Below are 11,859 nucleotides of genomic sequence, written 5' to 3'. Positions count from 1 at the left end.
TTCCGGAAACGAAGATTTTTTGTCAGATCGACACACGGTTTTGTGTGGAATAGTCCCCGGTGAAATCAGGCGCCGAACTTGCGCGCCGCCCAGATGCCGGCGGTAGACGCCAGACCCGTGACAATGGCGCCCCAGGCCATGTCGACGATGGTGACGCTCAAGGGCCAGTTCGGGATGGTGGCGTGATTGGTCAGGTCATAGGCGCCATAGGCGACCAGGCCGAAGAAGGCGCCGCAGAGCAGCACTGTGAGCAGGCTGTCGCCGTCATTCAGCGCCGGGCGCAGCACGAAGAAGGCCACGCCCAAGCCATGCAGCACATAGAACAGGATGGCCGGCACCCAGACGATCTGTTCGCTCAAGAGCGCACCGAGCTTGGGCCGGTAGAACAGTTTGGTCGCCGTGCTGAGCCAGACGAAATCCAGCACGGCCAGGGTGGCCCACATGGCGGCGGCGGCAATGGCAAGGCTCTTGGTCATGAACGGCGCTCCTTCGCTCTGCCCATCATGTAGACCGAAACCGCAATAGAAAAGGCCCGGTGTTTCCACCGGGCCTTTCCGTAAGCTCTGAACGAAAGAGCGTCGGACTTAGAAGTCCATGCCGCCCATGCCGCCCATACCGCCCATGCCGCCGCCGCCCGGCATGCCGCCGCCGGCCGACTTCGGCTCCGGCTTGTCGGCAACCATGGCTTCGGTGGTGATCAGCAGGCCGGCCACCGAAGCAGCGCCCTGCAGCGCGACGCGCACGACCTTCGTCGGGTCGATGACGCCGGCCTTCACCAGGTCGGTGTATTCTTCGGTCTGGGCGTTGAAGCCCCAGCTGGTGTCCTTGGACTCCAGCAGCTTGCCGGCAACCACGGCACCGTCAACGCCGGCATTCTCGGCGATCTGGCGAACCGGGGCCTGCAGGGCGCGGCGGATGATTTCCACGCCATGCTTCTGGTCGGCATTGTCGACCTTGACCTTGTCGATGGCGCGCACCGAGTACAGCAGCGCAGTGCCGCCGCCCGGGACGATGCCTTCTTCAACCGCGGCGCGGGTCGCATGCAGCGCGTCATCAACGCGATCCTTGCGCTCCTTCACCTCGATCTCGCTGGCGCCGCCAACCTTGATCACGGCAACGCCACCGGCCAGCTTGGCCAGACGCTCCTGCAGCTTCTCACGGTCGTAGTCCGAGGTGGTCTCCTCGATCTGCGCCTTGATCTGGGCCACACGAGCCTGGATGTCCTTGTTCTTGCCGGCGCCGGCGACGAGGGTGGTGTTCTCCTTGTCGATCGACACCTTCTTCGAGGTGCCCAGCATGGCGAGCGTGACGCTCTCCAGCTTGATGCCGATGTCTTCCGAGATCAGCTGACCGCCGGTCAGGATCGCGATGTCTTCCAGCATGGCCTTGCGGCGATCGCCGAAGCCCGGCGCCTTGACGGCGGCAACCTTCAGGCCACCGCGCAGCTTGTTCACCACCAGGGTCGCCAGGGCTTCGCCCTCGACGTCTTCGGCGATGATCAGCAGCGGACGGCCGGTCTGCACGACGGCTTCGAGAACCGGCAGCATGGCCTGGAGACCCGACAGCTTCTTCTCATGGAGAAGGATGTAGGGGTTCTCCATCTCGCAGAGCATCTTCTCGGCGTTGGTGATGAAGTACGGCGACAGGTAGCCGCGATCGAACTGCATGCCTTCGACGACGTCCAGCTCGGTCTCCAGGCTCTTCGCCTCTTCAACCGTGATGACGCCCTCGTTGCCGACCTTTTCCATGGCTTTGGCAATCATGTTGCCGATTTCGGTATCGCCATTGGCCGAGATGGTGCCGACCTGGGCGATTTCCTTGGTGCCGGAAATCTTCTTCGAGCGGGTCTTGAGATCTTCGACGATCTTCTCGACGGCGAGGTCGATGCCGCGCTTCAGATCCATCGGGTTCATGCCGGCGGCAACGGCCTTGCCGCCTTCGCGCACGATGGCCTGGGCCAGCACGGTGGCGGTGGTGGTGCCGTCGCCGGCCTGGTCATTCGCCTTCGAGGCCACTTCGCGCACCATCTGGGCGCCCATGTTCTCGAACTTGTCAGCCAGCTCGATTTCCTTCGCAACCGTCACACCGTCCTTGGTGATGCGCGGTGCGCCGAAGGACTTGTCGAGAACGACGTTGCGGCCCTTCGGGCCCAGCGTCACCTTGACGGCATCGGCGAGGATGTCGACGCCGCGCAGCATCTTGCCGCGCGCGTCAGCGCCGAAACGAACGTCTTTAGCAGCCATGAGATTATCTCCTTGGAATATCTGTAGGGTCTAAGCGGCGCTGATTAAGCAGCCTTGGACTTCTTGGCGGGGGTGCCTTCGATGATGCCCATGATGTCGGATTCCTTCATGATCAGAAGGTCCGTGCCATCGAGCTTCACTTCGGTGCCCGACCACTTGCCGAACAGCACGCGGTCGCCGACCTTGACGTCGAGCGGCTGCACCTTGCCGTTTTCATCACGAGCGCCGGCGCCGACGGCGATGATCTCGCCCTGCATCGGCTTTTCCTTGGCGCTGTCCGGGATGATGATGCCACCAGCCGTACGCTCTTCCTCGGCCACGCGCTTAACGACCACCCGGTCATGCAGCGGACGAAACTTCATGCGATCCTCCATGTATTGTCGCATCGATAAATTCTGAAATCGTCAGAAATCGCAGTTTTCCGCGAAAGTCTTCAGATTGTTAGCACTCCCCCTAGGAGAGCGCCAGACACTTAAGCAGCCCCCACCCCCCCGTCAAGGGAGCCTGCCCGGATTCCGCCATCTTTTTTGAAACCGGCACGGTTCACAAAACGGGGGCCGACAGGTGAAAGGCTTTGGAGGGCAGCCTAAGTTCGTGACGCCTTCAATCCGGAGCCTGCCGCATGATCACCGTCCACCACCTGAACAATTCCCGGTCCCAGCGCGTGCTCTGGCTGCTGGAGGAACTGGGCGTGCCCTATCAGGTGGTGCATTACCAGCGCGGCCCCGACATGCGCGCGCCGGCCGAGCTGCGCAAAATCCATCCGCTGGGCAAGTCGCCGGTGATCACCGATCCCGCGATCACCAGCGGCGACCAGACCATCGCCGAGACCGGCGCCATCGTCGAATACCTGCTCGAGACCTATGGCCCGAATAGCAAAGACGGGGCCCGCCTGATACCGCCGGCCGGCACGGCGGAGAAGCGCCGCTTCACCTACTGGCTGCATTACGCCGAAGGCTCGGCCATGCCGCTGCTGCTGCTCAAGCTGATCTTCCTGCGCCTGCCAAAGAATGTGCCCGGCCTGATCCGGCCGATCATCAAGGCGGTCGCCGGCAAGGCGCAGGCGACCCTGATCGATCCGCAGCTGTCGCAGCATGCGCATTACTGGAGCAAGGAACTGACGCAGACCGGCTGGTTCGCCGGCAGCAACCTCACCGCCGCCGACATCATGATGAGCTTCCCGCTGGAAGCCGCCGTCTCGCGCGCCAAGCTGGGCGATGACCACAAGCCGATCCACGATTTCCTGGCCCGCATCCATGCGCGGCCGGCCTACCAGCGCGCGCTCAAGTCCGGCGGGCCCTACGAACTGATGAAGTGAAGACACCATGTCCGATCTGACCAACCTGCCGTTTTCCGACCTGATGGGTCTGCGCATCGTCAGCGTGACGCCGGAGAAAGTGCTGGCCGAACTGCCGGTGCGTCCCGATCTGTGCACGCGGCCGGCCGTGCTGCATGGCGGCGCGGTGATGGCCTTTGCCGACACGCTGGGCGCGGTCGCCACCGTCGCCAATCTGGGCGAGGGCTTCAGCACCACCACGATCGAAAGCAAGACCAACTTCTTCGCCGCCATTCCCGCCGGCGACACGGCCAAGGCCGAATGCACGCCGCTGCATCGCGGCAAGACCACCATGGTCTGGCAGACCCGCATCACCCGCAACGACGGCAAGCTGGCCGCCGTGGTGACCCAGACCCAGCTCGTTCTCGCGCCCCGTTCATAAGCAGCCGCATCATGACCCTCGACGACCTGCCCACGCCTGTCCTGCTGCTGGATCGCCAGCGCCTGCTGCGCAACATCAAGCGCATGCGCGATCGCGCCGCTGCGCTGAAGGTGACCCTGCGGCCGCATCTGAAAACGGCGAAGTCGGCCAAGGTGGCTGAGCTCTGCCATGACGGCGCGAAGGGCCCGATCACGGTCTCGACACTGGCCGAGGCCGCCTATTTCGCCAAGGCCGGTTTCCGCGACATCACCTATGCCGTGCCGATCGCGCCGCAGAAGCTGGCGCAGGTCGCCGCCATTATGAAAGACGGCACCGACCTGAAGATCATCACCGACAATATCGCCGTGGCGGAGGCGATTGCCGCCAGGGGCCGCGAACTCGGCGTCACCTTCCGCACGCTGATCAAGATCGACTGCGGCCTGGGCCGCGCCGGCATCGCACCCGATGCACCCGACCTGCTGCCGCTGGCCGCCGCGCTGTCGCAGCAGGGTGCGGCCTTGGCCGGCGCGCTGACCCATGCCGGGCATTCCTATGGCGCGAAGAGCATCGCCGAGATCGAGCGCATCGCCGAAGAGGAACGCGCCGCCGTGGTGCTGGCCGCCACGCGGCTGCGTGAGGCCGGGCAGCCTTGCGAGATCGTGTCGGTCGGCTCGACGCCGACGGCGCTGTTCGCAAAACACCTGGATGGCATCACCGAGATGCGGCCGGGCAATTTTGTTTTCTTCGACCTGTTCCAGGCCGGCCTGGGCAGCTGCAGGATGGACGACATCGCCGTTTCGGTGCTGGCCTCGGTGGTCAGCCATCATCCGCAGCGCAACCATGTGCTGATCGATGCCGGCGGCCTGGCGCTGTCGAAGGATACCGGCGCCAACCAGCATGTGCCCGGCACCGGCTATGGCCGCGTCTGTCGTCCCGCAGAAGGACTACCTCTGCCGGGTCTCAGCATCCATGACGTGCATCAGGAGCACGGCCTGGTTGGTGGCCCGCAGGCCGCCCCGCTGGATTTCAGCGCCTTTCCGCCGGGCAGCCGCCTGCGCGTCCTTACAAATCATATCTGCATGACCGGCGCGATGTATGACCGCTATTACGTGACCGATGGCGGCGACACCGTCGTCGACGAATGGGATCGCGTGAACGGCTGGTAAAACCAAACCGGTTGCGCTTCCTCTATATTTCCGGTTGAGTACCGGCGAGGGGAAAACTCGCCGGCATGTCCGAGACTGTAAAGCCCGATACAGCCATCACCGTTCCGCTATCGCTGCGGGACGAACAGCGCTCACAGGCGCAGGACAGCGACCAGCAGAACCGCAGCCGCGCCAACGCGCCGATCAGCTTCCGTCAGGTGATGCCGATCAACGCGGCCGTCACCCTGATCAATGTCACCGCCATCGCCTTGCTGCTGTATGGCGAGGTCGAGACACGCTGGCTGCTCGGCTGGTGGTCACTGCATGCCATCACCTTTACCGCGATCATCCATCGCTGGCTCAGTGAAAGCCGCAAGGAACGCACGCCTGAACGCGCACAGCGCCTGCGTCGTTTCGATTTCTGGAGTGCGACCTTCTCCGGTGCGTCCTGGGGCTCCACGGCGCTGTTCCTGCCCTATCTCGCCCAGGAGTATCAGCTGCTGGTGGTGATGGTCTCCGCCGGCATGATCGCCGGCTCGGCGGCCACGCTGGCCGTGGTGCCGCGCGCGGCGCTGGCGTTCATGCTGGCCATCGCCATCCCCTTCACCGGCCATTTCCTGCTGCAGGGCACGCCGGTCGCGTTCGCCATGGCGGTCGCCTCGACGCTGTTCACGACCGCGATGATCATGACCAACCGCATCGTCAATGGCGTGATCCGGCGCAATCGCCGCCTGCACGAGGAAAACACCGCGCTCTACGATCGCATCCGCGGCGCCCAGACCGAACTGCTGGATATCGCCGAAAGCACCGAGGCCTTTGCGTTTCTCGATCCGCAGGGCAGGCTGCAACTCTGGAACAGCCGCCTGCCGCGCATTCTGGGACTGGACGAAGCCCTGCTGCAGCGTGGCGGCAGCCTGGACGCGATCCTGCGCAACGCCGGCATGCCCGATGCGCTGCTGACCAGCGAGATCGCCGGCGGCACGCTGCAACTGCCGAACGGGCGCTGGGTGCAGATCAGCCGCCGCACCACGCCGCATAACGACCAGGCCCTGATCGTCATCGACACCACCGAACAGCAGCAGGTCTCGGCCCAGCTGCAACAGCAGAATACCCGGCTGGAAGACCTGTTCCGCCAAGTCTCGGACGCACGCGACGCAGCCCAGCGGGCCAGTCAGGCAAAGTCGATTTTCCTGGCCAACATGAGCCACGAGCTGCGCACGCCGCTGAACGCCATCATCGGCTTTTCCGACATCGTGCAGAAAAAGCTGTTCGGCGACTCACCGGAGAAATACGACGAGTATCTGGTCGACATCAATGGCAGCGCCCGGCATCTGCTGGGCGTGATCGACGACATCCTGGACCTGGCCCGCATCGAGGCGAACCAGATCGTGCTGAACGAGCAGCCGGTGATGCTGGACGAGGAGCTGCAGATTTCGGCACGCCTCGCCGCCTCGCATTACGGTCGCGACATACACGCCGCCCGTCTCGATGTACCCGACGACCTGCCGCCGCTGCATGCCGATGCGCGGCTGGTGCGACAGATCATGATCAACCTGATCGGCAACGCGCTGAAATTCTCGCCCTCGGGCGTGCCGGTGCAGGTCTCTGGCCGCTACGATACTGAAAACCGGGAATTGTCGATTGCCGTGCGCGACCAGGGCATCGGCATCGCGCCCGAGGATCACAAGCGCATCTTCGATGCCTTCGAACAGGCCGACAGCCAGCTCAGCCGCAACTATGGCGGCGTCGGTCTGGGCCTGTCGCTGGTGCGCGCCTTCGTGCTGGCCCATCAGGGCCGCATCGCCATCGACAGCGCGCCGGGCCGCGGCACGCTGATCACGGTCACCTTCCCGGCCAGCCGGACCGGCACCACACTTTAAAGAGTCGGATTTAAGCCGCGGCGACGGCCATACGCTGGGCCGCCTGCGCACGGCTGCGACGGCGGGTGAGCCAGCGCTGTTCCTGCGGATCCCACAGGATGGCGTAATCGGCCAGCATCATGCCGATGACCACATCGACAAATTCGGCGCGCTCCACGGTGCCGCGCAGGAAATCGAAGCCCCGTGCCAGATCGATGATGGCTTCCGTCATGCGGAAGCGGTCGCTGGGCAGGCCGATGCGCTGATACAGCGCTGTCAGGCCACGACGGCCCGGATCGTAGATCAGCAGGCGGGCATTGGCCAGCGAGATGCCGGCGCTCTGCGCCACCGCCTGCTCGAAGAAGGCGAGATCGCCGCCACCCAGCGCGCGCAGGATCAGCGTGGCCGAGAGCTGCCCGCGCTTCTGCAGATCGGCGACCAGGTCGGCCAGCGCCAGTGGTTCGGCCCCGTCGCCGGTCAGACCCAGCAGGCTGCGTTCGCGCAGTTGCATCATCAGGTCGGCGGCCATGGCCGGCGGAATCTGATACCGCGCCACCAGGGCATCGCGCAGCGCGACCGAGACCTGTGCGATCAGGCGAGCGGCGAATTTCGGCGGCAGCTTCGGATGACGGGCCAGCGCATCGCCCACGCCCCGGCTGTCGGGGAAACGGTCGAGCGCGCGCTCCATCATCGCCGGGCTGACCTGCGCGCCGCGATTGGACAGCAGGATCGCCACGGCAGGTTCCGCGCCGTGAGTGACCAGGGCATCCGACAGCGCCGGCGACACCGTGCGGCGGCCGGCGATGGCGCCCTGATGCAGCGGCGACACGGCCTGAACCAGCTCGATCAGATCGGCATCGGTGAAGACGGGCGAGAATTGCAGCAGCGGCGTGGCGACGGCAGCCACATCACGCGCCAGTTTCAGCGCGACGCCGCGCGGCAGGGCCGCAGTGTCCTTGAGGTGATCGGCCAGCGCCTGCCGCACAGTGATTTCGGCATCACGGGCCAGGGCATGCACAATGGCTTCGGCGAGATGGCGTTCGGCCGGAGTCAGCGCGCCACCGGTCCAGGCCAGCGCGACCTTGACGGCGGTGTCCTTGCGGGCTGTCGGGGACGGATCCGCCAGCAGCCTTTCGACATCCTGTACGCTCAGAAACGCCCCAGACGCCACTGAATTTCCCCCGCAATCTTGGCGGCGGACAATAGCAAAGCTTCGCTGAATGTCACGGGAAATATCCTGATGAAATCTGATCAGAATACAGGCAGGTCCACCAGCTTTGTATGCATACCTACGGCCCGTGATCAGACCGGCAGAAAATCAGACCGCCAGAAATCAGACCGGCAGGAATATGAAATTGAACACATAGCCGGCGTCGCGCTGGCGATGCATCGTCTCTGGATCGAAATCCTCAAGCAGGCGCAGGCTGTGCCGGTTGCGATCGAAGAACAGGCCGCGATAGCCACGCTGCACCACGCGCGCCAGCGACTGTTCGATCGGCTGGCGGGTGTGGATTTCTTCCATTTCGATCAGCAGCACTGGACGGTCACGCGCGATTAGCGCCTCCGCTCCGGCCAGGACCTCCAGTTCGCTGCCCTCGACATCGATCTTGATGAAGCCGATATCGGGCAGGTTCAGGTCGTCCAGCCGCCCGGTCTTGACCGGCAGCGCAGTATGATCGCCATAAACCTTGATGCGGCTGAGCGACCCGCCCTGGTTGGAGTGGCTGCCGTCATGGCCGCGCGGGATCAGGAAATCGGCGCTGCCGTCCTGGTCGGACAGGGCCAGCGACGACACCGTGACATTGCGTCCCGCCGTCCGGCGCAGCACGCTGAACATTTTCGGATTGGGTTCGAAGGCATAGACATGCCGTGACAGGCCGGCGATCACATGGGTGAAGGTGCCCTTGTTGGCACCGGCATCAACAGCGTTGCGATCCCTGTCGACCAGAATGTCGAGCAGACGCAGTTCGGGTTCACCCCGCCACCGCTCCTTCAGCACCTTGTACCGGATATACAGACCAGACGGAATCAGGGCGTGTTTCACACGCTCCTCCACCGTCCAGAGCCCCCGCTCCAGACCCGCCATTGCCATGCCCCACAGTCCCCGTTCAGAAGACTGTAGAGCAAGGCATGACGGGAGGGCAGGATATTTGCGCCTTACCGGCTCATTTCAGCCGGAAGCTGCATCCCTTTAGCAGACGGTGTAACCCGGCGGGCAGGTGCGAACCGTGCTGCCGGGCGGCACGACGACCGCCTGGCCTGGCTGCACCACCGCCCGCTGCGGCGGCGGATCGACAATCACCGTCTGGGGCTGCGGGGCCGGGCTGGCACAGGCGACCAGCATCAGCGGGGCGGCCAGCACAGCGGCGGCCATCAATATCTTGCGCATGGTGTTTCCTCCTTGTGTAAGAGGAAAACACCCTGTGGCGCAGCTCGGTTCCTGTGACCTTAACGGGACTAAGCCATCACGCGGCGGCTGAGCGCATCCTCGATCGCATCCCAGATTTCCGCTTCCAGCTTCACGCCGTCAAAGCGGTTGATCTGCTGCAGGCCGGTGGGCGAGGTGACGTTGATCTCGGTGAGATAGTCGCCGATCACATCGATGCCGACGAAGATCAGGCCTTCGCGCTTGAGATGCGGACCGATGATGTCGCAGATTTCGCGTTCGCGCGCCGTCAGGCCGATCTTTTCCGGACGGCCGCCGACATGCATGTTGGACCGCGCCTCGCCGGCTGCCGGCACGCGGTTGACCGCGCCAACCGGCTTGCCGTCGATCAGGATGATGCGCTTGTCACCCTGACGCACCTCGCGCAGGTATTTCTGCACGATCACCGGTTCGCGGCTGAGCTTGGTGAACATTTCCAGCAGCGAGCCGAGATTCTCGTCATCGGGCTTCAGATGGAACACGCCGGCACCGCCATTGCCGAACAGCGGCTTGAGGATGATGTCCTTGTGTTCGTCACGGAAGGCCTTGATGGTTTCCATGTCCGACGAAATCAGCGTCGGCGGCATCACGCCGTCGAAATGCGTCACATACAGCTTCTCGGGCGCGTTGCGCACGGCGACCGGATTGTTCACCACCAGCGTCTTGGGGTGAATGTGCTGCAGGATATGCGTGGCCGTGATGTAGGACATGTCGAACGGCGGATCCTGGCGCATCAGCACCACATCCATTTCGGCCAGATCGATCAGCGCCGGTTCGCCCAGCGTGAAATGATTGCCGCGCTCATGCCGCAGCTTCATCGGACGGGCGCGCGCCAGCACCTGGCCATCGCGGAAGCTCAGGTCCTTGGCCAGATAATGGACCAGGCTGTAGCCGCGCGCCTCGGCTTCGAGGCCAAGCACGAATGTGCTGTCGCCATCGAAATCGATGCTTTCGATGGGGTCCATCTGGATCGCCACCTTGAGGGCCATGGCACAGTCCTTTTTTGTAGAAACCTTAATTCAGCTGCAGCCGAATGTGGCGCAGGAAGGCCTCGGCCTCAAGGCTTGCCGCCTCATCACCCGCCAGCATGAGGAACCGCTCGGTGGCGGCGATCGACTGGCGGATGTGGCCGAGCTTGCCCTCGACCACGCCCAGCTCGCGCCAGGCCGGCGCGAAATTCGGCGCCACCAGCAGCATGCGCTGCAATATTTCAGCCGTGCGGTCGACATCGCCGGCGCGCCAGGCGCGGCCCTTGATGTTGTTCTGCAGGCGCAGCAGCACCTCGCGCCCCGTCATGACGCGGACATGTTCGGGCTGCACTTCCTCGCCACCGCCGACGCGGCGCAGCAGATCGGTCATTTCCGGCGGCGCCGCAATCCGCCCGCCATGGAAGGGATCGATCACCAGCATGCCGTCCTCGCCCTCCAGCCGGATCAGGAAATGGCCGGGGAAATCGATGCCGGCCACCGGCCAGGACTGCGCGCGCGCCGCAAAGATGTAGAGAATGCCCAGACTGACCGGCAGGCCCATGCGACGGTCGATCACACGGATCAGATCGGCATTCTGCGGATCGTCATAGGACTCGGTGTCGCCGCGGTAACCGAATTCCAGGCCGAGCACGCCGGCCAGCGCCATGGCGCGCGGCGCGGCTTCCGCATCGGCGCCGATGCGGCTGAGGGCTGCGGCAATATCGGCGAGATGGCGGCGATAGGGCGTCAGGTCGAGGCCGGGTCGATCCAGCGCCGCCAGCAGCAGCGCGGCTTCGGCGATGTCGATGCCGTCGTCAGGCGCGGCACCGAGCGCCTTCAAAGCCATCTCGATCGCCGCGCGCTCGCTCATGCCCTGCCCTAGACCGGACGACGACGGGTGTCGGTTTTCAGCCAGACATGGCTGACGACGCGCTTCACGCCTTTCAGCGTGCGCGCATGATCGGTCACGCGCGTGATCTCCTCATCGGACTGGCCGATGCCGATCAGATAGACAATGCCGTTGACCGTCTCGATCGAATAGTTGATGTCGACGATCTGCTTGTCGGTGGCGATCTTGGTGCGCAGCTGCGTGGTGACCCAGGCATCATTGGCGTAATCGAACAGGTTGCCCGACGGCGTGACCTGAATTTCGTTGATCACCTCGTTGACGCGGTCGGACGCAGCCCAGGCCAGGCGGGTCGCTTCATCGCGCGAATATTCGGTGCCGACAACTCCGGTCAGCAGCACGCGGCCTTCGTAGACGGTGATCGACAGCTTGCGCCAGAGATACTGGTTGTCCTTGATCAGCCGGTCGTTGATCGCCAGCTGGATGCCCTTGTCGTTGCCGGCATTCTTGATGCCGCGCTCTTCGGCGGCAGCCACGCCGGTCGCGGCACCCGCACCGATGGCGGCACCGATGCACCCGCTCAGCAGCGGCGCGGCCCCCAGCAGGGCGAGGCAAAGAACAAGGCGGCTTGCAGTCTTGAAACGCACGAGCATCTCCCGGTCAGTCAGTCGATCG

General features: G+C 64.3%; 13 protein-coding genes. 4 read left to right on the top strand and 9 right to left on the bottom strand.

The annotated features are described in order from the left end of the window. Positions 1–65: 65 nt before the first annotated feature. The 3 genes from AC1RRE_RS03275 to groES form a co-directional block, all read right to left on the bottom strand. Positions 66–476, bottom strand: a complete 411-nt coding sequence (locus tag AC1RRE_RS03275) for a DUF2177 family protein (protein WP_492979655.1) — start codon at positions 474–476, stop codon at positions 66–68. Between the two features lie 108 nt (positions 477–584). After that, on the bottom strand, positions 585–2,243 hold the full coding sequence (gene groL, locus AC1RRE_RS03270) for a chaperonin GroEL (RefSeq protein WP_492979654.1): 1,659 nt from the start codon (positions 2,241–2,243) through the stop codon (positions 585–587). Positions 2,244–2,287: 44 nt separating this feature from the next. Continuing rightward, positions 2,288–2,605, bottom strand: coding sequence for a co-chaperone GroES (gene groES / locus AC1RRE_RS03265; protein ID WP_374466228.1), 318 nt, complete (start codon positions 2,603–2,605; stop codon positions 2,288–2,290). Between the two features lie 260 nt (positions 2,606–2,865). Between groES and AC1RRE_RS03260 the strand changes: the two genes are divergently transcribed. The 4 genes from AC1RRE_RS03260 (at position 2,866) to AC1RRE_RS03245 (ending at position 6,965) form a co-directional block, all read left to right on the top strand. After that, a complete protein-coding gene (locus AC1RRE_RS03260) occupies positions 2,866–3,561 on the top strand; it encodes a glutathione S-transferase family protein (protein WP_492979653.1) in 696 nt (231 codons plus the stop codon). 7 nt (positions 3,562–3,568) lie between these two features. Continuing rightward, complete coding sequence (locus tag AC1RRE_RS03255) at positions 3,569–3,961, top strand: PaaI family thioesterase (protein ID WP_492979652.1); 393 nt, start codon at positions 3,569–3,571, stop codon at positions 3,959–3,961. Between the two features lie 11 nt (positions 3,962–3,972). Continuing rightward, entirely contained in the window at positions 3,973–5,106 is a 1,134-nt protein-coding gene (locus tag AC1RRE_RS03250; RefSeq protein WP_492979651.1) for an alanine racemase, read from the top strand. Positions 5,107–5,171: 65 nt separating this feature from the next. Beyond that, positions 5,172–6,965, top strand: coding sequence for a sensor histidine kinase (locus AC1RRE_RS03245; RefSeq protein WP_492979650.1), 1,794 nt, complete (start codon positions 5,172–5,174; stop codon positions 6,963–6,965). A 10-nt stretch (positions 6,966–6,975) separates the two neighbouring features. Here the strand turns inward: AC1RRE_RS03245 and AC1RRE_RS03240 are convergent, their stop codons facing one another. The 6 genes from AC1RRE_RS03240 to AC1RRE_RS03215 form a co-directional block, all read right to left on the bottom strand. Continuing rightward, positions 6,976–8,115 (bottom strand): DUF2336 domain-containing protein, encoded by a 1,140-nt coding sequence (locus tag AC1RRE_RS03240; protein WP_492979649.1) that lies wholly within the window; start codon positions 8,113–8,115, stop codon positions 6,976–6,978. A 162-nt stretch (positions 8,116–8,277) separates the two neighbouring features. Beyond that, positions 8,278–9,036 (bottom strand): FkbM family methyltransferase, encoded by a 759-nt coding sequence (locus AC1RRE_RS03235; protein WP_492979648.1) that lies wholly within the window; start codon positions 9,034–9,036, stop codon positions 8,278–8,280. 99 nt (positions 9,037–9,135) lie between these two features. Then, positions 9,136–9,333: a hypothetical protein gene (locus AC1RRE_RS03230; RefSeq protein WP_492979647.1), complete on the bottom strand. Its 198-nt coding sequence runs from the start codon at positions 9,331–9,333 to the stop codon at positions 9,136–9,138. A gap of 68 nt (positions 9,334–9,401) precedes the next feature. Next, positions 9,402–10,358 (bottom strand): glutathione synthase, encoded by a 957-nt coding sequence (gene gshB / locus AC1RRE_RS03225; RefSeq protein WP_492979646.1) that lies wholly within the window; start codon positions 10,356–10,358, stop codon positions 9,402–9,404. 25 nt (positions 10,359–10,383) lie between these two features. Then, positions 10,384–11,208, bottom strand: a complete 825-nt coding sequence (locus AC1RRE_RS03220) for a SirB1 family protein (protein WP_492979645.1) — start codon at positions 11,206–11,208, stop codon at positions 10,384–10,386. 8 nt (positions 11,209–11,216) lie between these two features. Continuing rightward, complete coding sequence (locus AC1RRE_RS03215) at positions 11,217–11,831, bottom strand: BON domain-containing protein (RefSeq protein WP_492979644.1); 615 nt, start codon at positions 11,829–11,831, stop codon at positions 11,217–11,219. Between the last annotated feature and the right edge of the window lie 28 nt (positions 11,832–11,859).

Source organism: Ferrovibrio sp. GW821-FHT12D07, assembly GCF_058807275.1.
This window is presented reverse-complemented; position numbering and strand designations above follow the sequence as displayed.

Excerpts from the sequence above, each read along its gene's own strand:
- AC1RRE_RS03275 (WP_492979655.1), bottom strand. The coding sequence starts at position 476 with ATGACCAAGAGCCTTGCCATTGCCGCCGCCGCCATGTGGGCCACCCTG.
- groL (WP_492979654.1), bottom strand. The coding sequence starts at position 2,243 with ATGGCTGCTAAAGACGTTCGTTTCGGCGCTGACGCGCGCGGCAAGATG.
- groES (WP_374466228.1), bottom strand. The coding sequence starts at position 2,605 with ATGAAGTTTCGTCCGCTGCATGACCGGGTGGTCGTTAAGCGCGTGGCC.
- AC1RRE_RS03260 (WP_492979653.1), top strand. The coding sequence starts at position 2,866 with ATGATCACCGTCCACCACCTGAACAATTCCCGGTCCCAGCGCGTGCTC.
- AC1RRE_RS03255 (WP_492979652.1), top strand. The coding sequence starts at position 3,569 with ATGTCCGATCTGACCAACCTGCCGTTTTCCGACCTGATGGGTCTGCGC.
- AC1RRE_RS03250 (WP_492979651.1), top strand. The coding sequence starts at position 3,973 with ATGACCCTCGACGACCTGCCCACGCCTGTCCTGCTGCTGGATCGCCAG.
- AC1RRE_RS03245 (WP_492979650.1), top strand. The coding sequence starts at position 5,172 with ATGTCCGAGACTGTAAAGCCCGATACAGCCATCACCGTTCCGCTATCG.
- AC1RRE_RS03235 (WP_492979648.1), bottom strand. The coding sequence starts at position 9,036 with ATGGCAATGGCGGGTCTGGAGCGGGGGCTCTGGACGGTGGAGGAGCGT.
- AC1RRE_RS03230 (WP_492979647.1), bottom strand. The coding sequence starts at position 9,333 with ATGCGCAAGATATTGATGGCCGCCGCTGTGCTGGCCGCCCCGCTGATG.
- gshB (WP_492979646.1), bottom strand. The coding sequence starts at position 10,358 with ATGGCCCTCAAGGTGGCGATCCAGATGGACCCCATCGAAAGCATCGAT.
- AC1RRE_RS03220 (WP_492979645.1), bottom strand. The coding sequence starts at position 11,208 with ATGAGCGAGCGCGCGGCGATCGAGATGGCTTTGAAGGCGCTCGGTGCC.